Annotated in this window: 21 protein-coding genes; 8 read left to right on the top strand and 13 right to left on the bottom strand. The window is 31.8% G+C overall.

All coding sequences use genetic code 11. The features are described from left to right. The first annotated feature begins 241 nt into the window (after window positions 1–241). A complete protein-coding gene (locus tag VGE71_RS12540; RefSeq protein ID WP_331138638.1) occupies window positions 242–655 on the top strand; it encodes a thiol-disulfide oxidoreductase DCC family protein in 414 nt (137 codons plus the stop codon). A gap of 148 nt (window positions 656–803) precedes the next feature. Here the strand turns inward: VGE71_RS12540 and ettA are convergent, their stop codons facing one another. The 3 genes from ettA to holA form a co-directional block, all read right to left on the bottom strand. Next, window positions 804–2,495: an energy-dependent translational throttle protein EttA gene (ettA, locus tag VGE71_RS12535; RefSeq protein ID WP_331138637.1), complete on the bottom strand. Its 1,692-nt coding sequence runs from the start codon at window positions 2,493–2,495 to the stop codon at window positions 804–806. A gap of 29 nt (window positions 2,496–2,524) precedes the next feature. Further along, entirely contained in the window at window positions 2,525–2,707 is a 183-nt protein-coding gene (locus VGE71_RS12530) for a CAL67264 family membrane protein (protein WP_331138636.1), read from the bottom strand. A gap of 64 nt (window positions 2,708–2,771) precedes the next feature. Further along, the gene (gene holA / locus VGE71_RS12525) at window positions 2,772–3,776 is read right to left on the bottom strand and encodes a DNA polymerase III subunit delta (RefSeq protein ID WP_144212869.1); all 1,005 of its coding nucleotides are present in this window, start codon (window positions 3,774–3,776) and stop codon (window positions 2,772–2,774) included. Between the two features lie 93 nt (window positions 3,777–3,869). Here holA and VGE71_RS12520 point away from each other — a divergent pair, with 93 nt between their 5' ends. From VGE71_RS12520 to VGE71_RS12510, 3 genes are read left to right on the top strand one after another with little or no spacing between them, the layout of a single operon-like run. Then, a complete protein-coding gene (locus VGE71_RS12520) occupies window positions 3,870–4,322 on the top strand; it encodes a type I restriction enzyme HsdR N-terminal domain-containing protein (protein ID WP_144212871.1) in 453 nt (150 codons plus the stop codon). A gap of 23 nt (window positions 4,323–4,345) precedes the next feature. Further along, window positions 4,346–5,365 (top strand): glycosyltransferase family 2 protein, encoded by a 1,020-nt coding sequence (locus VGE71_RS12515; RefSeq protein WP_331138635.1) that lies wholly within the window; start codon window positions 4,346–4,348, stop codon window positions 5,363–5,365. A gap of 32 nt (window positions 5,366–5,397) precedes the next feature. Further along, a complete protein-coding gene (locus VGE71_RS12510; protein WP_331138634.1) occupies window positions 5,398–6,231 on the top strand; it encodes an OmpA/MotB family protein in 834 nt (277 codons plus the stop codon). Between the two features lie 158 nt (window positions 6,232–6,389). Here the strand turns inward: VGE71_RS12510 and VGE71_RS12505 are convergent, their stop codons facing one another. From VGE71_RS12505 to VGE71_RS12490, 4 genes are all read right to left on the bottom strand, one after another. Next, complete coding sequence (locus VGE71_RS12505; RefSeq protein ID WP_072970810.1) at window positions 6,390–7,010, bottom strand: L-threonylcarbamoyladenylate synthase; 621 nt, start codon at window positions 7,008–7,010, stop codon at window positions 6,390–6,392. Window positions 7,011–7,117: 107 nt separating this feature from the next. Continuing rightward, the gene (locus VGE71_RS12500) at window positions 7,118–9,454 is read right to left on the bottom strand and encodes an ATP-dependent helicase (RefSeq protein WP_331138633.1); all 2,337 of its coding nucleotides are present in this window, start codon (window positions 9,452–9,454) and stop codon (window positions 7,118–7,120) included. Between the two features lie 564 nt (window positions 9,455–10,018). After that, window positions 10,019–10,318: a hypothetical protein gene (locus VGE71_RS12495; protein WP_331138632.1), complete on the bottom strand. Its 300-nt coding sequence runs from the start codon at window positions 10,316–10,318 to the stop codon at window positions 10,019–10,021. A 100-nt stretch (window positions 10,319–10,418) separates the two neighbouring features. Next, window positions 10,419–11,189 carry a sulfite exporter TauE/SafE family protein gene (locus VGE71_RS12490; RefSeq protein ID WP_331138631.1) on the bottom strand — a complete coding sequence of 257 codons (771 nt, stop codon included), beginning with the start codon at window positions 11,187–11,189 and terminating at the stop codon, window positions 10,419–10,421. Window positions 11,190–11,425: 236 nt separating this feature from the next. Between VGE71_RS12490 and VGE71_RS12485 the strand changes: the two genes are divergently transcribed. After that, window positions 11,426–11,794: a hypothetical protein gene (locus VGE71_RS12485; RefSeq protein ID WP_331138630.1), complete on the top strand. Its 369-nt coding sequence runs from the start codon at window positions 11,426–11,428 to the stop codon at window positions 11,792–11,794. A gap of 77 nt (window positions 11,795–11,871) precedes the next feature. Continuing rightward, window positions 11,872–12,393 carry a hypothetical protein gene (locus tag VGE71_RS12480; protein WP_331138629.1) on the top strand — a complete coding sequence of 174 codons (522 nt, stop codon included), beginning with the start codon at window positions 11,872–11,874 and terminating at the stop codon, window positions 12,391–12,393. Between the two features lie 71 nt (window positions 12,394–12,464). On the opposite strand, the gene VGE71_RS12475 is transcribed toward VGE71_RS12480, so the two are convergent. Both VGE71_RS12475 and VGE71_RS12470 read right to left on the bottom strand, forming a co-directional pair. Continuing rightward, the gene (locus VGE71_RS12475; protein WP_331138628.1) at window positions 12,465–13,373 is read right to left on the bottom strand and encodes a patatin-like phospholipase family protein; all 909 of its coding nucleotides are present in this window, start codon (window positions 13,371–13,373) and stop codon (window positions 12,465–12,467) included. Between the two features lie 110 nt (window positions 13,374–13,483). Beyond that, a complete protein-coding gene (locus tag VGE71_RS12470; protein WP_331138627.1) occupies window positions 13,484–15,544 on the bottom strand; it encodes a M1 family metallopeptidase in 2,061 nt (686 codons plus the stop codon). 94 nt (window positions 15,545–15,638) lie between these two features. Here VGE71_RS12470 and VGE71_RS12465 point away from each other — a divergent pair, with 94 nt between their 5' ends. Next, entirely contained in the window at window positions 15,639–16,385 is a 747-nt protein-coding gene (locus VGE71_RS12465) for a diphthine--ammonia ligase (RefSeq protein WP_331138626.1), read from the top strand. Further along, on the top strand, window positions 16,382–16,765 hold the full coding sequence (locus VGE71_RS12460; protein WP_331138625.1) for a hypothetical protein: 384 nt from the start codon (window positions 16,382–16,384) through the stop codon (window positions 16,763–16,765). The genes VGE71_RS12465 and VGE71_RS12460 overlap by 4 nt, the downstream gene beginning before the upstream one ends. On the opposite strand, the gene VGE71_RS12455 is transcribed toward VGE71_RS12460, so the two are convergent. The 4 genes from VGE71_RS12455 to VGE71_RS12440 all read right to left on the bottom strand — a co-directional run bounded on the left by VGE71_RS12455 (window position 16,758) and on the right by VGE71_RS12440 (window position 20,041). Next, entirely contained in the window at window positions 16,758–17,153 is a 396-nt protein-coding gene (locus tag VGE71_RS12455) for a hypothetical protein (RefSeq protein WP_331138624.1), read from the bottom strand. The genes VGE71_RS12460 and VGE71_RS12455 overlap by 8 nt on opposite strands. After that, the gene (locus VGE71_RS12450) at window positions 17,153–17,692 is read right to left on the bottom strand and encodes a DUF1697 domain-containing protein (RefSeq protein WP_331138623.1); all 540 of its coding nucleotides are present in this window, start codon (window positions 17,690–17,692) and stop codon (window positions 17,153–17,155) included. Before VGE71_RS12450 ends, VGE71_RS12455 begins: the two co-directional genes overlap by 1 nt. Window positions 17,693–17,723: 31 nt before the next feature. Further along, on the bottom strand, window positions 17,724–19,493 hold the full coding sequence (locus VGE71_RS12445) for a hypothetical protein (RefSeq protein WP_331138622.1): 1,770 nt from the start codon (window positions 19,491–19,493) through the stop codon (window positions 17,724–17,726). Window positions 19,494–19,624: 131 nt separating this feature from the next. After that, window positions 19,625–20,041 carry a hypothetical protein gene (locus tag VGE71_RS12440; RefSeq protein ID WP_331138621.1) on the bottom strand — a complete coding sequence of 139 codons (417 nt, stop codon included), beginning with the start codon at window positions 20,039–20,041 and terminating at the stop codon, window positions 19,625–19,627. Window positions 20,042–20,117 lie beyond the last annotated feature (76 nt).

Raw genomic sequence — 20,117 nt, 5'->3', positions numbered from 1 at the left:
AAAGACCAAAATCTAAATAAAGCGATTTAAAAGGTAATTTTACAATTTACATAAATTCAGATAACCTTTTTTAAATAATAGCTTAAAACTAATTTATGAAAGCGATTTTTGATTTAAAAAAATTATCAAAATAGAGATTTCAATAGAAAAACAAAATACATAATAAAAAAGCTTAAATTACGCTATAATTGTTTTACATTAATAAACGCTAGAAAAGACGCGGCCTGAAACCAACTTTCTAATGGAAAATTTACCTAAAAATAAAAAAATTGTTCTTTTTGATGGAGTTTGCAATCTTTGCAGTTCTGCTGTTCAATATATAATCAATCATGACAAAAAGGATGTTTTTCGATTTGTAGCATTACAATCTGATTTAGGAATTTCAATTTGCAAACATTTAGGAATCAGTTTTTCAAAAATGGATAGCATCATTTTATATAATCCAGGAACAGCTTATTTTTACAAATCTTCAGCTGTTATTGAAATTGCCAAAAATTTTGGCGGTCTTTGGAAATTAACTCCTGTTTTTAGAATTGTACCCATTTTTATAAGTGATAGAATTTATGATTACGTTGCAAAAAATAGATACAATTGGTATGGGAAGAAAGAAAGTTGTATGATTCCGAGTCCGGAATTGAAAGCTAAATTTCTTTGATAAATTCCAAAAAATAAAATTCCAATTCCTCAATATTGTCATTTCGACGTAAGGAGAAATTACAAACTGGAAGTTAAAAAAAGAAAAAAAATCCCAAATTCACATTAATTGGAATTTGGGATTTTTTTTATTAAAATTTTCAGACAGATTATCTGATTAATTTCCTGTATTTCAAACGTTTCGGAGTCAAATCACCACCAAGACGTTTCTTTTTGTTTTCTTCGTAATCTGTAAAACTTCCTTCGAAGAAATAAACTTCAGAATCTCCTTCAAAAGCTAGAATGTGTGTACAAATTCTATCTAAGAACCATCTGTCGTGCGAAATAATTACAGCACAACCAGCAAAATTCTCTAGACCTTCTTCAAGAGCACGAAGCGTATTTACGTCAAGGTCGTTTGTAGGCTCATCCAGTAAAAGCACGTTTCCTTCTTCTTTTAAAGTCATTGCTAAGTGAAGACGGTTACGTTCTCCACCTGAAAGCATAGAAACTTTTTTGTTTTGCTCTCCACCTCCAAAGTTGAAACGTGATAAATACGCTCTTGAGTTTACTTGCTTTCCTCCCATCATAATCAACTCCTGACCATCTGCAAAGTTTTCCCAAATAGATTTATTCGGATCAATATTAGAGTGTGACTGATCTACATAAGCAATTTTCACAGTTTCTCCAACTGAAAATTCTCCGCTATCAGTAGCTTGTTCACCCATAATCATTTTGAAAATAGTAGACTTACCAGCACCGTTTGGTCCGATAATTCCAACAATACCAGCTTGTGGTAAAGTAAAATTCAAATTATCGTATAATAATTTATCACCAAAAGCTTTCGCAACATTCTTAGCTTCAATAACATTTGTTCCTAAACGAGGACCATTCGGGATGTAAATTTCTAATTTTTCGTCAAGCTGTTTTTGATCTTCATTTAATAATTTGTCGTAGTTCTGTAAACGCGCTTTTTGTTTTGTCTGACGACCTTTAGCTCCTTGACGAACCCACTCCAACTCACGCTCTAAAGTTTTTCTACGTTTAGAAGCTACTTTTTCTTCCTGAGCCAAACGGTTTGATTTTTGATCTAACCAAGAAGAATAATTTCCTTTCCATGGAATACCTTCTCCTCTATCCAACTCTAAAATCCAACCAGCAACATTATCTAAGAAATAACGGTCGTGCGTTACAGCAATTACTGTTCCTGAATATTGTGCCAAATGTTGCTCTAACCATAGAACTGACTCAGCATCAAGGTGGTTGGTAGGCTCATCTAAAAGCAATACATCTGGTTGTTGCAATAACAAACGACATAAAGCTACACGACGACGCTCACCTCCTGAAAGGTTTTTAATTGGTGTATCTCCTTCTGGAGTACGCAACGCATCCATTGCGATTTCTAATTTTGTATCGATTTCCCAAGCACCAAGAGCATCAATTTTGTCTTGTAAAGCAGCTTGACGATCCATCAATTTATCCATTTTATCTGGATCTGAATAGTTTTCTTCAAGACCAAATAAATCATTGATTTGATTATATTCTTCTAAAACTGCCATTGTTTCAGCAGCTCCTTCACGAACAATTTCTATAACCGTTTTAGAATCATCAAGAATTGGCTCTTGCTCTAAGTAACCAACAGTATAACCTGGTTGAAAAACAACATCACCTTGATAGTTCTTATCAACTCCAGCAATAATTTTTAATAAAGAAGACTTTCCAGAACCATTTAAACCTAAAATACCAATCTTAGCTCCATAAAAGAAACTAAGGTAAATATTCTTAAGAACTGGTTTGTCTGCTCCCTGATAGGTTTTACTCAATTTCTGCATTGAGAAAATTACTTTCTTATCGTCTGACATTTTTTATTTTTTATAATTATTTTATTAAATTAAACTCTACCTTTCAATGCATTGAATACCCATGCATTAGCTAAAAAACCAACACCAACAGCCGCAAAGCCCACACCGGATACTTCACGGTATTTAAAAATTCCAAGGCCTATAAGCAACAATCCCATAAGTACCATTATAAAAGTTGCCCATCCTAAAATGGTATTTTTATTCATTCCCATAATTGTGCAATTATTTTTAAGTAGTAAAATTTTTAGAAACGCAAATATCGTGAATTTTAATGGCTTAATTAAATATTTTATACAGCATTTCTTTTAGCAAATCTCCCTGAGGTAAAGCATTGGCTCCCACACCTTTACTTTTGATATCAATATCCCGTAAAGCTCCCACAATCTGACTTACTTTTCGCATTGGATAATTTTTAATCGCCAAATCGTATTCTTTTAAGAAATAAGGATTTACTCCAATCGCTGCCGCAACATTCTTTGGATTTTTATCTTTTAAACCATGATATTTTAAAAGTTGTACAAAGAAACCAAACACTAATCCTGTTGTCATTACTAAAGGATATTCTTTCGGATTATGTGCAAAATTTTCTGCGATTTTATAAGCTTTTAGTTGATTTCGCTCTCCAATCGCTTTTCGAAGTTCGAATACATTATAGTCTTTACTAAAACCTATATTCTCTTCAATGTGTTCGGCTGTAATCATTGTTCCCTGTGGTAAAATGATTTGTAATTTTTCTAGTTCATTATTGATTTTACTCAAATCAGTCCCTAAAAACTCCACAAGCATCGCATTTGCTTTTGGATCAATAGTATATTTCTTCCCTGCCAAAACACGTTTGATCCAATCTCCAACCTGATTTTCGTATAATTTTTTGCTTTCGTAAACGATACCATTTTGAGCCAATAACTTGGTTACTTTTTTACGCTTATCAAGTGTTTTGTATTTGTAACAAAAAACCAAAACCGTAGTTTCCATTGGATTATTGACATACGATTCTATTTTATCAATTGTACGTGATAAATCCTGGGCTTCTTTTACTATAACAACTTGACGATCAGCCATCATAGGATAGCGCTTGGCCGTTGAAACAATATCATCTACAGATACATCTCTCCCGTACAAAACAGTTTGATTAAAACCTTTCTCTTCTTCGGCTAAAACATTCTGTTCTATATACTCCGATAATTTATCAATATAATAAGGTTCTTCACCCATTAAAAAATAAATCGGTTTTATATTTCCGGCTTTTATATCATTAACGATTTTTACAACTTCGTCCATCTAAATTTGTTTCAAGTCTCAGGTTTTATCTTCAAATTTCAATTACTTGAAACTTTAAATTTGAATCCTAAAACTATTTTATATTTTTGCTTTATGCAGCGATTAAACTTTCCGATCTATAGTTTTCGATTCAAAAATAGCGAAAATAAAGTGTCTATTTTTGATGAAATAAGAAAAAAATTTATAATTCTTACTCCTGAAGAATGGGTTCGTCAACACGTTGTTCATTTTTTAATTTACGAAAAAAAATATCCAAAATCGTTAATTAACGTAGAGAAAGTTTTAAAAGTCAACGGATTAAGAAAAAGATACGATGTTGTCGTTTTTAACTCAGATGGTTCTATACATATATTAGTTGAGTGCAAAGCACCCGAAGTTAAAATCTCTCAAGCAACTTTTGATCAAATTGCACGTTACAATATGACAATGCAGGCACGGTTTTTGAATGTCACAAACGGACTAAACCATTTTTATTGTCAAATGGATTTTGAAAACGAAAAATATGAGTTTTTGAGAAACCTGCCTGATTATAAAGAAAACCATTAAAAAAATAAATAATTACAATACTTTTGGATAAAATAGCAGTTGTCATTTTAAATTGGAACGGAGTAAAATTGCTGGAGCAGTTTCTACCCTCTGTTATTGAGTTTTCAGAAGGTGCAACAATTTATGTTGCAGATAATGATTCTACAGACAATTCTGTTGAATTTGTTCTACAAAATTTCCCTACAGTTAAGATTGTAAAAAATTCAGGTAATTATGGTTTTGCAAAAGGCTATAATGATGCCTTAAACCATATAGATGCTGAGATTTATGCATTAGTAAACTCAGATATTGAAGTGACTGAAAATTGGTTAAAACCAATTATTGAAACTTTTGACAATGAAAAACAAACTGCTATCATTCAGCCTAAAATTCTGGATTTTAAAAACAAGGAATATTTTGAATATGCAGGTGCGGCAGGTGGTTTCATAGATAAATACGGATTCCCTTTTTGTAGAGGGAGAATTTTTGAAACTTTAGAAAAAGACAACGGACAATACGATAATAATTGCGAATTGTTTTGGGCTTCCGGAGCTTGTTTCTTCATTAGAAAAAATGTTTATCACGAACTTGGTGGTTTTGACGAAAGTTTTTTTGCACATCAGGAAGAAATTGATTTATGTTGGCGTGCTTCAAACGAAGGACATATTATAAAGTATAATTATCAGTCGATTGTTTATCATGTTGGCGGAGCGACCTTACAACAAGGAAACCCCAAGAAAACCTATTTGAATTTTAGAAATTCATTATTAATGCTTGTAAAAAACCTGCCAAAAAGAGGATTATTTTGGGTGATTTTCTTTCGTATGGTTTTAGACGGAATTGCAGGTATCCGTTTTCTTACACAGGGTAAATTAGGGCATACTTTCGCCATTTTAAAGGCACATTTTTCATTTTATTGCTTATCTTTAAAATATCTCGGAAAACGAAAAGAATTTCAGATTCAGCAATACTATATGGTAAAAAGCATCGTTTTCCTTTATTATATAAGGAAAATGACCTTATTTAAAGAAATCTTTAACAGTATTCAAAATATTAAAAACTAAATTTGTAATCAAGTCTAATTAAAATTAAATTTATGAGAAAAATAGTTATCGCACTATCAGTATTAATGGCCCTAACTTCATGTGTTTCTAAAAAGAAATATGCGGAATTGGAAGCTAAAAACAAAGAGACTCAAGATTTGTTAAACTCTTGTACTGTAAAATTAAACACGTGCTTAGAAGAAAAAGCTGGATTGGCTGCTACAGCTGACAGCTACAAACAACATAATCAAGATTTAATCAACAGCTCTAAAGATTTAACTATCTTAACAACTAAAGGTGCTGAAAATCTAGAAAAATCTCTTGAAAGCTTAAAAGAAAAAGATTTAAAAATCTCTAGACTTCAAGACGCTTTAACTAAAAAAGACAGTGTTACGTTAGCATTAGTTACAAGCTTGAAAGGAGCAGTTGGAATCAACGATCCAGACATCGAAGTTAATGTTGAAAAAGGAGTTGTATTTATCTCTATCGCTGATAAATTATTATTCAAAAGTGGAAGCTACGAAGTTAGTGACAAAGCAAAAACTGTGTTAGCAAAAGTTGCTAAAGTTGTAAACGACAAACCTGATTTCGAATGTATGGTTGAAGGTCACACTGATAATGTACCTTACAAAAGCAACGGAATTATCTTAGACAACTGGGATTTAAGTGTTAAACGTTCTACTTCAATCGTTCGTGTATTAACAAACGATCTTGGTGTTAACCCAGCTAAATTAATTGCTGCAGGTAGAAGTTCTTATGTTCCTTTAGTTTCTAACGATACTGCTGAAGATAAAGCTCGTAACAGAAGAACTCGTATCGTAGTTATGCCAAAAATCGATCAATTCTATGATATGATTGAAAAAGAAATGAAAAAACAAGCTAAATAATTCTTGGTTTTCATATTCATAAAAACAGAAAAAGCAGGTCAATTGACCTGCTTTTTTGTATTCTAATAAGAATAACAGTATTTTAAATAACTAACTAAATTTTAACTATAATAAAGTTAGGCAATATTTTTATAAATTTATTGAATTAAAGTATTTTTTTACAAAATATCGATATCACCTTTTCCTTCTCTTACAATAACTGGTTCGTGCTCTGAAAGATCAATAATTGTAGAACCAACATTGTCTCCATATCCACCATCAATTACCATATCAACAAGATTTTGCCATTTCTCGAAAATTAATTCTGGATCTGTTGTATATTCGATTACATCATCTTCATCACGAATAGAAGTTGATACAACCGGATTTCCTAACTGACGCACAATTTCCAATATAATATTGTTATCAGGGACACGAATACCAACTGTCGTTTTCTTTTTAAATTCTTTAGGAAGATTATTATTTCCTGGCAAAATAAAAGTATAAGGTCCTGGCAACGCTCTCTTTAGAATTTTAAAGGTAGAAGTATCAATCTGACGAACATAATCTGATAAATTACTCAGATCATGACAAATAAATGAGAAATTTGCTTTCTCTAGTTTTACACCTTTAATCTTTGCGATTTTTTCTAAAGCTCTAGAATTTGTAATATCACAACCCAAACCATACACGGTATCAGTTGGATAAATTACCAATCCACCATTCTGAAGTACTTTAACTACTTTGGCAATTGCAGCTTCACTAGGTTTATCTGGGTATATTTTTATAAATTCAGCCATTTTGTTTTTTTGTTTAAAGTTAGTTTTGTTTCAGGTTAAAATCATTACACTTTTCAATCTTCTTGTTTCATATTTATTGTATGAATATCAATTGAAACTAAACTCTTTTATCCAACAACATCAAGTTTTGCAAATCTCAACAACAACTTCTTGATTCCTCCCACTTCAAATTTTATTTCAGCTTTTCTGTCAGCGCCAACACCTTCGAGATTAATTACTTCTCCTTTTCCAAAACGTTCGTGCATCACTACATTTCCTACTGTTAGTTTACTGTCAAATAAATTCGAATTACCATTACTTGGTGCATTACCAGAAACAGGTTTTAACTTTCGAATATTCAAATCTGGTTTCGGACTATTATCTGTAACCTGTTTTGGTGGCGTTCCTCCAACAGGTTTTACTAATCTTAATTTAGATTTATCAACGTCACCAAAAATATCTCCGTCAATTGGCGATTTATAACGATAATTCGTTTCAGCCGGAGTTAAATACTCCAAGTACTGATCTTCAATTTCTTCAATAAATCGAGACGGTTCGCTATCAGTTAGTTTTCCCCAACGATAACGAGACTGTGCATAAGTCAAATAAGCTTGGTGTTCTGCACGTGTCAAAGCCACATAAAACAAACGACGTTCTTCTTCCAATTCGCTTCGTGTACTCATACTCATGGCACTCGGAAACAAATCTTCTTCCATTCCTACCACAAAAACGTGAGGAAACTCAAGTCCTTTTGCCAAGTGAATCGTCATTAATGCTACACGATCATCATCATTAGTATCTTTATCCAAATCGGTTGCCAAAGCTACATCTTCCATAAACTCAGAAAGCGCACCTCTTGCTCCGTCAATTTCTCTTTGTCCTTCAGTAAAATCTTTAATACCGTTTAAAAGTTCTTCGATATTCTGAATTTTAGCCATTCCTTCTGGAGTAGCATCTTTCTTTAATTCTTGAACCAAACCAGTCTTTTTAGCAACGTGATCTGTAATATAAAAAGCGTCCTGATTCTGATCGATTACCTGAAAACTCTGAATCATAGTAACAAAATCTTTCAGCTTGTTTTTTGTTCCAGCATTTAGTTTCAAATCGATTTTATCGATATTCACCATTACTTCCCAAATCGAACGTTTGTAATGATTGGCTGCAATGGTTAATTTTTCTACCGTTGTATCTCCAATTCCACGAGCTGGATAATTGATCACACGAATCAAAGCTTCTTCATCTTTCGGATTCAGAACCAAACGCAGATAACATAAAACGTCTTTAATTTCTTTACGCTGATAGAAAGACAAACCACCATAAATTCGATACGGAATATCACGTTTTCTCAAAGCATCCTCCATTGCACGAGATTGCGCATTGGTTCTATATAAAATCGCAAAAGATCCATTATGCAATTGATTTTGCATTTTCTGCTCAAAAATCGTACTGGCAACAAAACGTCCTTCTTCTGCATCTGTCAAACTTCTATGAACTTTAATTTTCGGTCCAAATTCATTCGCAGTCCAAACTACTTTATCTAGTTTGGTTTTGTTGTGCTCCATCACTGTATTTGCCGCTTCCACAATATTTCGCGTCGAGCGGTAATTTTGTTCCAAACGAAACATTATAACACCCTCATAATCCTTTTGGAAATTCAGAATGTTATTGATATTCGCCCCACGGAAAGCATAAATACTCTGCGCATCATCACCAACCACACAAATATTCTGAAATTTGTCTGATAAAGCCCTAACAATCAAATACTGAGAGTGATTTGTATCTTGGTACTCATCAACCAAAATGTATCTAAAACGGTTTTGATATTTTGCTAAAACTTCTGGAAAACGTGTCAACAATTCATTGGTTTTCAACAACAAATCATCAAAATCCATTGCACCTGCCTTGAAACAACGCTCTACATATTGCTGATAAATTTCTCCTAATCTTGGTCTTTTTGCCATAGCATCAGCTTCAACCAATTCTGGATTATTAAAATACGCTTTAACCGTAATCAAACTATTTTTATAACTAGAGATACGACCTAAAATTTGTTTAGGTTTATAAATATCACGATCCAACTGCATTTCTTTAATAATAGAAGAAATCAGTCTTGCCGAATCCTGAGAATCGTAAATAGTAAAGTTAGAAGGATACCCTAAATGATCTGATTCTGCTCTAAGAATACGAGCAAAGATAGAGTGAAAAGTTCCCATCCAAAGGTTTTTGGCTTCAGTTGCTCCAACAATATCCGAAATCCTGTGCTTCATTTCTCTCGCCGCCTTATTGGTAAAAGTCAGCGACAAAATATTGAAAGCATCAATTCCCTGATGCATCAAATAAGCAATTCTAATCGTTAAAACACGGGTTTTTCCCGAACCTGCACCAGCAATAATAATCATTGGCCCGTCTTTCTTTAAAACAGGCGCTCTCTGCGCTTCGTTAAGCTGGTCAATATATTTCTGCATGTAATTTTCTCCTTTTATGCAAAATTAAGAATTAAAGATTTAATAAGCTACTAAGTTGCTAAGGTTCTAAGTGGCTAAGTTTTTTTGAGTGGCTAAGATTCTAAGCTACTATGGCCTTAAGTTCTTTTTGAAGCCGAACAAAAGGCATTTTTTCCAGCATGGTTTCGCGCTTTCGGCTATATCTCTGCGCTACGCTACGAGGATACCGCCTCAATCGGGGCTAAAGTCAAACATTGTTTCAAAAATAAGAAAGAAAATTCTTAATATTATTTATATTTACAAAAATTATCTAATCATATAATGGATGTAAAACTAACAGAAAACGCGGAAAGGACATTTTCTCAAATTATAAATAAATATAGCAACTTAAAAGCTAATAAATTTTCAAATCAAACTATAAGAATGATAGAAATGATTGTGCAAAACAATTACATTGGCTCAAAATATAAAAAAACGTCCTTTCGGAAATTTTTAATATCAAATCAAGTGTATCTATTCTATAAAATTGAGAGACAGACAGTATATATTATCCTATTCTGGGACAACAAAAGAAATCCATTAGAATTAGACGTTATACTTAGCTCTTAATTTTTGTTTGAAGTCTGCAAAATCAATTGTTCTTCCAGCTTTTATATCTTCTTCACTTTTCTGTAATTCCTGCATCAAAATTTCTTCTGGAAATAATAAACTAGTAATTAGCTTAACTTCTTGAGGAGTGAAGCTTTTTGATTTCAGTTTTCTATAATAAGTTGCATGTTTAAGACCAAGCTTTTGCATAAAAAATTCAGCTTTATAGTAAGATTTCCCTATTAACTCAGGGATTGAATTAATATAATTCTCGTAATTCTGAACTATTTCTAACATTTTTTGATACTTTAAATATTAAAATATAATACAAATATAATCATTTTTTGATAATGATACTATAATACTACAACAAGTATATTATTGTCCTAGGACCTTATTAACTCATAAAAAAAACATCATATGCAAAACGAATCAGAGTTCCCACTACAACGATCAAAAAGAAAATGCGAATAAAACCATTTCCCTTATTAATTGCTAGTTTAGCACCAAGCCATCCGCCAATTCCATTGCTTATTGCCATCGGAATCGCAATAGACCAAATGATTTTTCCTTTGATCATAAACAAACAAATTGAACCAAAGTTCGTAGCTAGATTTACCATTTTAGCATTCGCGGAAGCCTGAAGAAAATCAAAACCTAAAAGGGCTATAAAAGCAACAACAAAAAAGCTTCCTGTTCCTGGTCCAATAAATCCGTCATAAAACCCAACAATTATACTTATTACAACAACATAAACTATTTGTGTGGTTGCAGAATGGTCTTTCGCAACATGCTGTCCAAAATTTTTCTTGGCATACGTATAGATAAACAATAGAGACAAAACCACAAGCAAAAGTGGTTTCATAAAATCATTGCTCACCATTGTTAAAATTGTAGAACCTAAAAATGCAGACGGAACCGCCAAACACATCATTATGATTAATAATTTCCACTGAATAACTACTTTTTTCAAATATTGAAAAGCAGCAAAGGCAGTTCCGCTAAAAGCCGGAATTTTTAATGTACCTACAACTGTCGAAACTGGAAGATTTGGTAACAAAATCAATCCCATCGGAGTTTGAATTAATCCGCCGCCACCCACAATGGCATCTATAAAACCTGCAGCAAAGGCAGCTAAACAAAGAAAAAGTATTAGGTATGAATCCATTACAAGTATATTCAGTAGAAATAAAAAACAAGTTGCAAAAGTACGTCTTCCTTTTTGTTTATTAGTATAAATTTAAAGTTGATTTTTTATAAAATAATTAGATTTGAATTGACTTTAGTTTTATCTTAACTATACAATAAATACTATAAAAAATCGATTTTATTAAAGATTCGCTAATACTAAATCGATTATAATCTAAATTATATTAATCATTAAAAAATAATTTTAGAAAAATTATGAAATCACTTCAAGCAACTGCATATTTATCATCACTTCTTGGTAGCGATGAAGTTCTTACTTCAGATTCAGATGTTATCTTGAATGTAGCAAAAGGAAAAGAATGGTGTCTAACAATATATTGTAAATTGTGTGATGTCAACTTACTTGAAAAAGTACGTGAAGCTAGATGGGTTGATCGCACATCAATACAATTTGGTTCATGTCTTGGTAAACCCACATGGTGGTCGCTCGAAGAACAAGGGATCGTAATTCTTGTTGGCAGTGATACAGAACTTTGGGAAGTTTGCGTCACTATCCCTTTAGATGAAATTGAGATTTTTTTAAATGATCTTTCCAATGCGCCTCTTGAACTCGGTTTTAAGTAAAATTCTTATTTGTTTATTAAATAAATTTAAAGTTGATTTTTAATCAAAAAGTATATTTTTGCTTAAAAATTATTCCAATGGATTTCAACAAAATAATAGAACTTGCGAGTTATACATTACCAGCCTTAGTTACAGGAGTTGTAGCTTATCGTTTTTTCGAATTACATATTAAAAATAATGACAGAAAACGCGCTTTTTTATTAAACAAACAAGCTCATAAAGAATCGCTTCCCGTAAGATTACAGGCTTATGAGCGTATGACTTTGTTTTTAGAACGTATTAATTTGACGAAATTACTAATTAGAATTTCACCAATTTCACAAAACAAACACGATTACGAAAATTATGTAATTGACCAAATCGAACAGGAATTCGAACATAATTTGACACAACAGATTTACATGTCTGAAGAATGCTGGACCATTATTACAACCGCAAAAAACGCAACGATTCAAATGATTCGTAAAGCTGCCATGAGCGATAAAGTTGATAATGCAGATAAACTTCGCGAAGTAATCTTAAACGATTTATTAGAGAAACAATCTCCAAGCAATGCTGCTTTAAGTTTCATTAAAAGTGAAGTTGCAGAAATGTGGTAAAAAATAATTTTTAGATTGCAGATTTTAGATTTTTCTTTTCACTCTAAAATCTGCAATTTAAAATCTAAAAATCAAATCAATATTTTATTGTCACTCATAACCTCAGACTTGTTCTGAGCATATTCGTATCCTTGCTCCCACCAATCTTTCATAACATCTTTATTAAAAATCAAGGCGTTATCGGTTAATTTTATAGGAGTATAATATAAATTAAGTTTTACATTCTTATTACTTGCCATAAGTTTTCCTATAGCAATATCATGCTTTTCTACTTGATCCAAAGCAATTCTAAACAAGTCAATCATCAATGAAAATGGATTTTTACCAATGACTGTTTTCGTTGTATTCACTTCTGTTTCAAGCACAATTACATCAATTTCTGTTGCTCCTCTATTAATTGCTTCGCGTATCGGAACTAAGCTTGAAAATCCTCCGTCACCATATTCAAAATTGTTCTTTTCGACCAAACTCATAAATGGAACATAATTACTTGATATCCATGACCATTCGCAAAATTCCTCGTAAGTACAATCTTTTACCGACTTATATTCTGATTCGTTTTTAGTAAAATTGGTTACAGTTACAATAACATCGGTTTTCAATTTTTTAAGTTTATTGAAATCCGAAAGCGAAAAATTATTTTGAATGTATTTCTTCAATCCTTTGCTTTCGCCAAAGGTTCTTTTTCCTTTAAAAAACTGACGCAAAACATTAAAGTGATTGATCGTAACAATATCTACTCCGTCTTTGTTTTTAACCACAAACGGACAAATATTAAAAATACTTGCCATGGTGACATTGGTATATACAGAATGGATTTTTTTGATATGGCCGAGAGCTAAATGCGGAATTAATAAACTTCCTGTCGAAGTTCCTAAAAACAAATCGTATTCGTGCTTTTTCTCTTCTATTAAATACTGGGCAACACCGCCGGCAAATGCGCCTTTACTGCCACCACCTGAAATAACCAATGCTCTCATAAATTGTAATGTAGTTTTTTTGGGATTTTTTTGAAGAAGAAAAAAGAGGAAAGAAAAAAGATCTGAAACTCTGGCCTCAATTCTATATTCTTACTTCTATTCTCTTATTTCTACTCTTTAAACAAACGATTCAATTGAAATTGTTCATCGGGGTTCAAATTAGGCAAAATTCTATTAAATGAAGCACGCATTTCTGGATTTTTTAATAAAAGTCGAATAGTATCTCTTCCGAACTTTGAAAACTGCCACATATGATGTGTAGTAGACGCAACTAAGTTACTCAAAACCTGATCGTTAATAATTTTAAAACCAATTAACTTTTCTAAAGCATTCTGTCTTGTTGTAGCTTCATATTTTGTAGACGAAAATGCAATTAACTCATTAATTAAAGATTCAGGGTCTGTACTGTAATTTGTTGTTGATAATGCCAGCGAAAGCCATAAAGTACGCAGATTATAATCGTTAAATCCGATCCAGTTTTTAGATTTGTCGAGATATTCTTTTCTATGATCTGGAAAGTTTCTCCAAAGCCAATATAAGGCTGTTTCTTGTGTTTGATAAGATTGATCGTCTAATAATGTTTCATAATTCAATCTGAAATCTTCTGGAATTTTAGTCAAAGTTCCTGCAACATTTTGACGAATCTGAATGTCTTTTGTTTCTAATGCTAAAAGTAAAAGTGGTTTCTTCGCTTCGTATTTTTCATTTTCTAATTGATCAACAACAGCCTCTTTTACAGAACGATAAATATCTGATTCTAAAGTACTTTTCAGAATATCAAATTTGTCCACCAAAGGTGTTTTTTTCAATTTATCAATTTCTAATCGCTTTTGAATTGTTTTATTTTTACTCAACAGTGCATTAGCTGTTGGAGTATCAAAAAGTGTCGATTCGAGCCAAGTTTTTTGAAATTTTTCTAAATCAAAATCAGATACTTTTCTAATTTCGTCGAAGAAATTTTGCGTATTTACAGTCTGATAAGCATATTTATTCAAATAACTTTTTATCGCTTTTTTAAATGCCTTATCTCCAATTGATTCGTGCAGGACAAATAATGTCCATGCTCCTTTTTCGTAAAATGTAAGCGAACTTGCTTTTGCATTTAAAACTGGAATAGTATCAGTTCTGGATGCAAATTTAATCTGTTGCGCTGTATCGTATAGTTTAGAATAAAAATAATCTTCTCCATAAATATCTTTTTCTGCCAGCAAAGCAAAATATGTAGCAAAACCTTCTTGAAGCCAATGATGCTTACTGCTTTCAGCTGTTATCAAATCTCCAAACCAATGATGCGCTAATTCGTGAGCATCAACATTTGTATAATTTCGATCACAAAAACCAATAGAATCTACTACATAACGTGTTGCAAAAAGCGTCGTTGTGGCATTTTCCATTCCTGCATACAAAAAGTCACGAACTGGAATTTGTCTGTTTATTTTCCAAGGATATTTTACTCCGATTTCTTTTTCAAGGAAATCAAAGATTCTCTTAGAATAGCGATATGTAGGTTCAAAACGATTAGAATCTTTTGGTTCATAATAATACTCTAACGGAATTCTACTTTTAGATTTTAATTCTTTCTTATCAAATTTTCCAATCGCTAGCATCAATAAATAAGAACTCATTGGTTTTTCCATTTGATACTGCCAATGACTTAAATTTCCTTCTGTCTTTTTGGCTTTTAAAACTCCATTTGAAACGACCTGATACTCTTTATCAAAAGAAATCCCAAGATTAAAAACTAACTTCTCATTCACATCATCAAAACTTGGAAACCAATTACTGGTATATCTCCCTTGTCCTTGTGTCCAAATTTGTACTTCTTCGTTTTCTATATCAACAAAATAAAGCGCTTGTTTGGGTTTTGTTTTATAATTAAAGGTCAAATGATTTTGTCCTTTTGTAAAATGCGAAACCAATTTTAATTGTTTGGTGTCATTTAGAAAAACAGCCTCATTATCATTGATTTTCACGTTTGAAAACTCCATGTTTTTAGCGTCAAGCGAAACGGTATCACAATCTTTTAAAACATCAAATTGAAAATCTACAGAGCCAGAAATTGTCTTTTCTTTTGAATTTAAAAATAATTGTCCTGAAACCGATTTGAAATCAACATTTTGAGTTTGCTGTGCAAAAAGAAAACTGGTGAATAATAAAAAGATATATTTCATTGAAATGTGTTTGAAGGCAAAATCCCAAAGTTACAAAGGATTCCTTTAGAAATAGAATGAAATTTGTAAGTTTACATTATTAAATCTCCAAATCGTGCCTAAACCGCAAAAAGCCTTATTTAACTGGAGCAGCGGAAAAGATTCTGCTCTTGCCTTATACAAGATTCTCCAAAATACTGATTTTCAAATCGAGTGTTTGCTGACAAGCGTGAACCAACAATACCAACGAATTTCTATGCACGGAATTCGCGTAGAATTATTACATAAACAAGCACAAAGTATCAGAATTCCGTTGAAGATTCTTGAAGTTCCGGAAATGCCAACCATGGAAGTTTACGAAAAAGTAATGACCGAAGTCTTAACAGAATTAAAAGATAACGGAATAACACATTCTGTTTTTGGAGATATTTTTTTAGAAGATTTACGTCAATACAGAGAAAATCAACTGGAAAAAATTGGTTTAAAAGGCGTTTTTCCGATTTGGAAAATTCCAACTCAAGATTTAATTCAAGAATTTATTTCATTAGGATTCAAAACCATTGTGGTTTGTGTGAATGAAAAATATCTGGACAAAAGCTTTGTGGGCAGAATTATTGATCAGGATTTTATAAATGATTTGCCAGAAAATGTGGATGTCTGTGGTGAAAACGGTGAATTTCACACGTTTACTTATGATGGTCCAATTTTTTCTAAACCAATTGATTTTGAAATTGGTGAAATTGTATACCGAAAATATGAAAAACCCGAAAAGAAAGATTCTTCAAATAATGCTTGCGACACCAATGACGAAACTGCTTTTTATTTTGGATTTTGGTATTGTGATTTAATTCCGAAACAATGAAAACACTCTACAAAGTCATCTTTTTAATTTTACTTTCTTTTTCACTTCAAAGTTGTTTGGTAAACAGATGTAAAAGACCTCAAATTACAGGTTACATTTACGATGCAGAAACGAAACAACCTATTGAAAAATGTAACGTTGGTGAGACTTTAACTCAAGCTAATGGTTATTTTTCACTGGATGAAAAGCGTTACCGTCAATTTACTTTTTTTGGTTTTGAAGCACCAATGTTAGTTATTGACGAATCCGTCAAAAAAGAAGGTTACGAATCTCAAAACATACAATTCATGCAGCCTCATGGCGGAGGAATGAAAAAAGGAGCTTCCCACAATGTTGATACATTATATTTGAAAAAGACTCCTTTTAAAACTATTAAGTAGATTCGTCAATCCAGGTTTTAAGAAACCATTTGTTATCTTTTAATTCAAAGATATAATCAACATAAATTCCATTATCAAGTCCGCGCTGTTGAAGCGTTGCGGTGTCTTTCTTTATAGACAATGTTCTTTTTAAATATTTCTCATCAGCTTTGTTGTTTAGATTAAGCGTTTTATACTTTTCTTTTGTCACTGTATAATTCGTTAATTCTAAATCATCATTATTCATTTTGTATTTTAAAGGAAAAACAACCCTACTAATCTGAAATTTTGGATCAGCGTTGAATTTCTTAAAAAAAGTATTAAAGTCTTCAGTTATTTTTGTGTTTTGAGCACAAACAGAAACTAAATTCATTAAGCAAACAAAAAGTATAAAAAAGTACTTTTTCATTATTCATTATACATTTTAAGCAAGTTCGTCACTGTATTCCAGTTTCGAATTGTTGCTGTTACATTTAATTTTTTCTCGATATACTTTTGATCAAAACGAGTTTTTCCGGCACCAACGGCATATTTAATAAAAATTCTGTTTTCATCAATACTTGCTTCGTCTGGTTTAAACTGACTAATTTTTAAATCGTTTATACTTTCTTTTTTCAATGCCATTGAGACGAAAGCAACGTATAATTTTTTGGTATCAACATCTTTCTCTTTCAAAAACGTATTGTTAGCAAAACAAGATTCTAAGTTTTCTTTGGTAATCATCACAACTGGAACTTCATGTCCGAAAACTTTAAAAATTTCTTGTTTGATCATAAAACCTACTTTTGATGCTTCTTCTTCGCTATCCACAAATACATTTCCAGATTGAAGATATGTTCGAACATTCTGAAAACCGAGATTCTCAAGCATTGCTTTCAAAGCTTCCATTTTCATCATATTGTGTCCAGAAACGTTGATGCCGCGTAAAAGCGCTAAATGTGTTGTCATTTTTTTCTAATTTAAATTCAAAGATAAAAAACTACTCTTCATCCTCCTCCTCTTCGCTAATTTCAATATCAAATTTCACTAAAAAATCATTCAGCTTTTGTTTGTACTTTTTCTTTGCCTGCTCTATAATTTCATCTGCTTCTTCGTTGGTTTCTATGGCATTAAGATTAAATTCTTCTTTTACCCATTCATGAAACTCTTCTTTATTTTCATTGTCTTCATAATACTCTTCGTCTTTGTAGAAATAAGCGTAATCAAAATCAACTGAAATTTCAGTATCTAACGTCAGCAAATGAATCAATCTGCGAATGTTTTCTGCCACAACGTGAATTCCACCTTCATCTCCAAAAACAACTATCGGACAATTATTTAAATCCTTATCTATAAGCCAATACGCATAAGAACTTCCTGAACCGTTTGCGCCAGCAAATTCTATAAAACTATTGTAAAATTCTTCTTCTTCAGACCAGGTCTTTATGCCTGTTTTATCATTTGTTATGGTCAATCCAAAACATTCCGAATAAGTTTCTGAACCGTATTCTTGTTGGAATTTATATAATTTCACCAAATCATCTGGTAATTTATAATCGCCAAATTGAGAAGTAAATTCTTCTAAAGAAAAACTACTATCATATTCTGCATCATCTGATTCCTCTTCGTCATCGTTATCTTCTTCAGTCATAAGAATTTCGAAAGTTTTTAGGGCAGCATGTTTTACACAGAAAAGTTCAATTCCTAGTGCATTTTCATCATTAATCCACTGGTATTTCGGATCTCCATTTTCATCCAGATATTCTAAAATCAGCATAATTTCTTTATCATCATGACACCATAAAGCACGCATTCTGATGTTAAAACCATTTGAAATTTCTTCAGAAATCTGACTGTATTTCTTTCCTTCATAATCAAAAGGAATAAACAAATAAGTGGTTCCTGAAAAATGTCTGACGATTTTATCATTGGCTTTTTGTTCTTCATTTTCAGATAAAACTTCAACCATATGGATAAACTGGTTACGGAAATTGGTATACAGATATTTTTCCTTTTTATCGTAATCTAAAATCGAAAGCCCATCTTTAAAAGCTTCCAAATAATTATTACCTAATATTTCTGTATTGTTAGAGGATAATTCTATAAAAGAATCACTTACAGTATCAGATAATTTATGAGTAGAAGGCAAATAATTTTCGACCGTTATAACAGACCCGTCAATATCTGTAACGTTACTGCAAATTAAAACATCTGGTCTATTCACGCTAATAATTGCCTGAACATCTGTAAAACGCTCAAAATGCAGCAGCATATCATCACTGTAAATCAGCCAAGCAATAAGATCGCCTTTTACAAAAAGCTCCCCATGATTGTATTCTCCCACAAGTGTATCACATTGTAAACCTCCACCTAAATAATGAACACTTCCAAATAAAGTAATATTTACAGTGGTCGTTTTTCCAAGTACAATTAAAGCAGGGGAATTATCTGTATCATAAGAACTTATAAATTTTGAAACCGTTAGATTTCCTTTAAAAATAAATCCTAAAATGAAAATATTGGGATTTTGTTCTGTACTAAAATCCATCTCAAACGAATCCATTTCGACATCTTCTTCTGCTAAAAGAAAAACTGGATTTTCTTCATAATCAGGAAAACGCCAGGTATCTTCAAAAACATTATAAATTTTCTGATTGTTGAAATCGGTAAGATCGCCAATACTATTGTGAGCTTCGTGTCGGTTAATTACTTTGAATGTAATACCAGAAAAAACTATCGTTTCAAAAGGAACTTTTTCTTTTTTCATCATAATTTGAGGCTTATAATTTTAATACTTTAACAAATCTAGTAATTATCTTTTTTTATTAGAATAAAACTGACGTTAAATAAAAACTCCGTTAGAAAACTAACGGAGTTTTAAAAGTTTTTACTATTAAAAACTTATTTTACTTTCTTAAATGATGAATATCTTTTACCACATGATGATGACTGATTAACCAAATAATCCATTTGGTTTATTTTAAAAGTTTCAGTTAAAGCACCACTTGTACAATTTGATATCAATTCGTTAGCGCTCGAATAAGTTAAAATAAAACTAGTTCCTGCCTCATTTTTTACAATCTCATATTTACCCGAAAGAGTTTTATTACCTTCACTATACGGGACTGTTTTAACGAAAGTTTGATTCTTATCAAATACATAATAAACCTCCATACCAGCTATAGTATTTGCTGCAGGATCTGGAACCTCAATCCATTTTCCGTAATAAGCTGAATTAGGAGAGGCAATGCCATCTGAATCGTTAGAACAAGAAGCTAAAGAAATAAACAATGCGATTAAAAGTCCAATTTTTTTCATTTTTTAAGGTTTTATGATTATTAACTATTATTAAGATTTTACTTCCTTAAAATGGTTGCGTTTATTTTTTCATGAT

The sequence above is a fragment of the Flavobacterium sp. genome, from assembly GCF_036405015.1.
Lineage (GTDB): Bacteria > Bacteroidota > Bacteroidia > Flavobacteriales > Flavobacteriaceae > Flavobacterium.
The sequence above is the reverse complement of the archived record's forward strand: the minus strand, read 5'-3'. Positions and strand labels throughout refer to the sequence as shown.

What these genes read in the sequence shown, in the direction of transcription:
- VGE71_RS12440 (WP_331138621.1), bottom strand. Translation starts at nt 20,041, where the DNA reads ATGAAAAAAATTGGACTTTTAATCGCATTGTTTATTTCTTTAGCTTCT.
- VGE71_RS12455 (WP_331138624.1), bottom strand. Translation starts at nt 17,153, where the DNA reads ATGAAAAAGTACTTTTTTATACTTTTTGTTTGCTTAATGAATTTAGTT.
- VGE71_RS12450 (WP_331138623.1), bottom strand. Translation starts at nt 17,692, where the DNA reads ATGACAACACATTTAGCGCTTTTACGCGGCATCAACGTTTCTGGACAC.
- holA (WP_144212869.1), bottom strand. Translation starts at nt 3,776, where the DNA reads ATGGACGAAGTTGTAAAAATCGTTAATGATATAAAAGCCGGAAATATA.
- VGE71_RS12530 (WP_331138636.1), bottom strand. Translation starts at nt 2,707, where the DNA reads ATGGGAATGAATAAAAATACCATTTTAGGATGGGCAACTTTTATAATG.
- VGE71_RS12505 (WP_072970810.1), bottom strand. Translation starts at nt 7,010, where the DNA reads ATGGCTGAATTTATAAAAATATACCCAGATAAACCTAGTGAAGCTGCA.
- VGE71_RS12485 (WP_331138630.1), top strand. Translation starts at nt 11,426, where the DNA reads ATGAAATCACTTCAAGCAACTGCATATTTATCATCACTTCTTGGTAGC.
- VGE71_RS12500 (WP_331138633.1), bottom strand. Translation starts at nt 9,454, where the DNA reads ATGCAGAAATATATTGACCAGCTTAACGAAGCGCAGAGAGCGCCTGTT.
- VGE71_RS12490 (WP_331138631.1), bottom strand. Translation starts at nt 11,189, where the DNA reads ATGGATTCATACCTAATACTTTTTCTTTGTTTAGCTGCCTTTGCTGCA.
- VGE71_RS12470 (WP_331138627.1), bottom strand. Translation starts at nt 15,544, where the DNA reads ATGAAATATATCTTTTTATTATTCACCAGTTTTCTTTTTGCACAGCAA.
- VGE71_RS12520 (WP_144212871.1), top strand. Translation starts at nt 3,870, where the DNA reads ATGCAGCGATTAAACTTTCCGATCTATAGTTTTCGATTCAAAAATAGC.
- VGE71_RS12475 (WP_331138628.1), bottom strand. Translation starts at nt 13,373, where the DNA reads ATGAGAGCATTGGTTATTTCAGGTGGTGGCAGTAAAGGCGCATTTGCC.
- VGE71_RS12460 (WP_331138625.1), top strand. Translation starts at nt 16,382, where the DNA reads ATGAAAACACTCTACAAAGTCATCTTTTTAATTTTACTTTCTTTTTCA.
- ettA (WP_331138637.1), bottom strand. Translation starts at nt 2,495, where the DNA reads ATGTCAGACGATAAGAAAGTAATTTTCTCAATGCAGAAATTGAGTAAA.
- VGE71_RS12445 (WP_331138622.1), bottom strand. Translation starts at nt 19,493, where the DNA reads ATGATGAAAAAAGAAAAAGTTCCTTTTGAAACGATAGTTTTTTCTGGT.
- VGE71_RS12480 (WP_331138629.1), top strand. Translation starts at nt 11,872, where the DNA reads ATGGATTTCAACAAAATAATAGAACTTGCGAGTTATACATTACCAGCC.
- VGE71_RS12510 (WP_331138634.1), top strand. Translation starts at nt 5,398, where the DNA reads ATGAGAAAAATAGTTATCGCACTATCAGTATTAATGGCCCTAACTTCA.
- VGE71_RS12540 (WP_331138638.1), top strand. Translation starts at nt 242, where the DNA reads ATGGAAAATTTACCTAAAAATAAAAAAATTGTTCTTTTTGATGGAGTT.
- VGE71_RS12495 (WP_331138632.1), bottom strand. Translation starts at nt 10,318, where the DNA reads ATGTTAGAAATAGTTCAGAATTACGAGAATTATATTAATTCAATCCCT.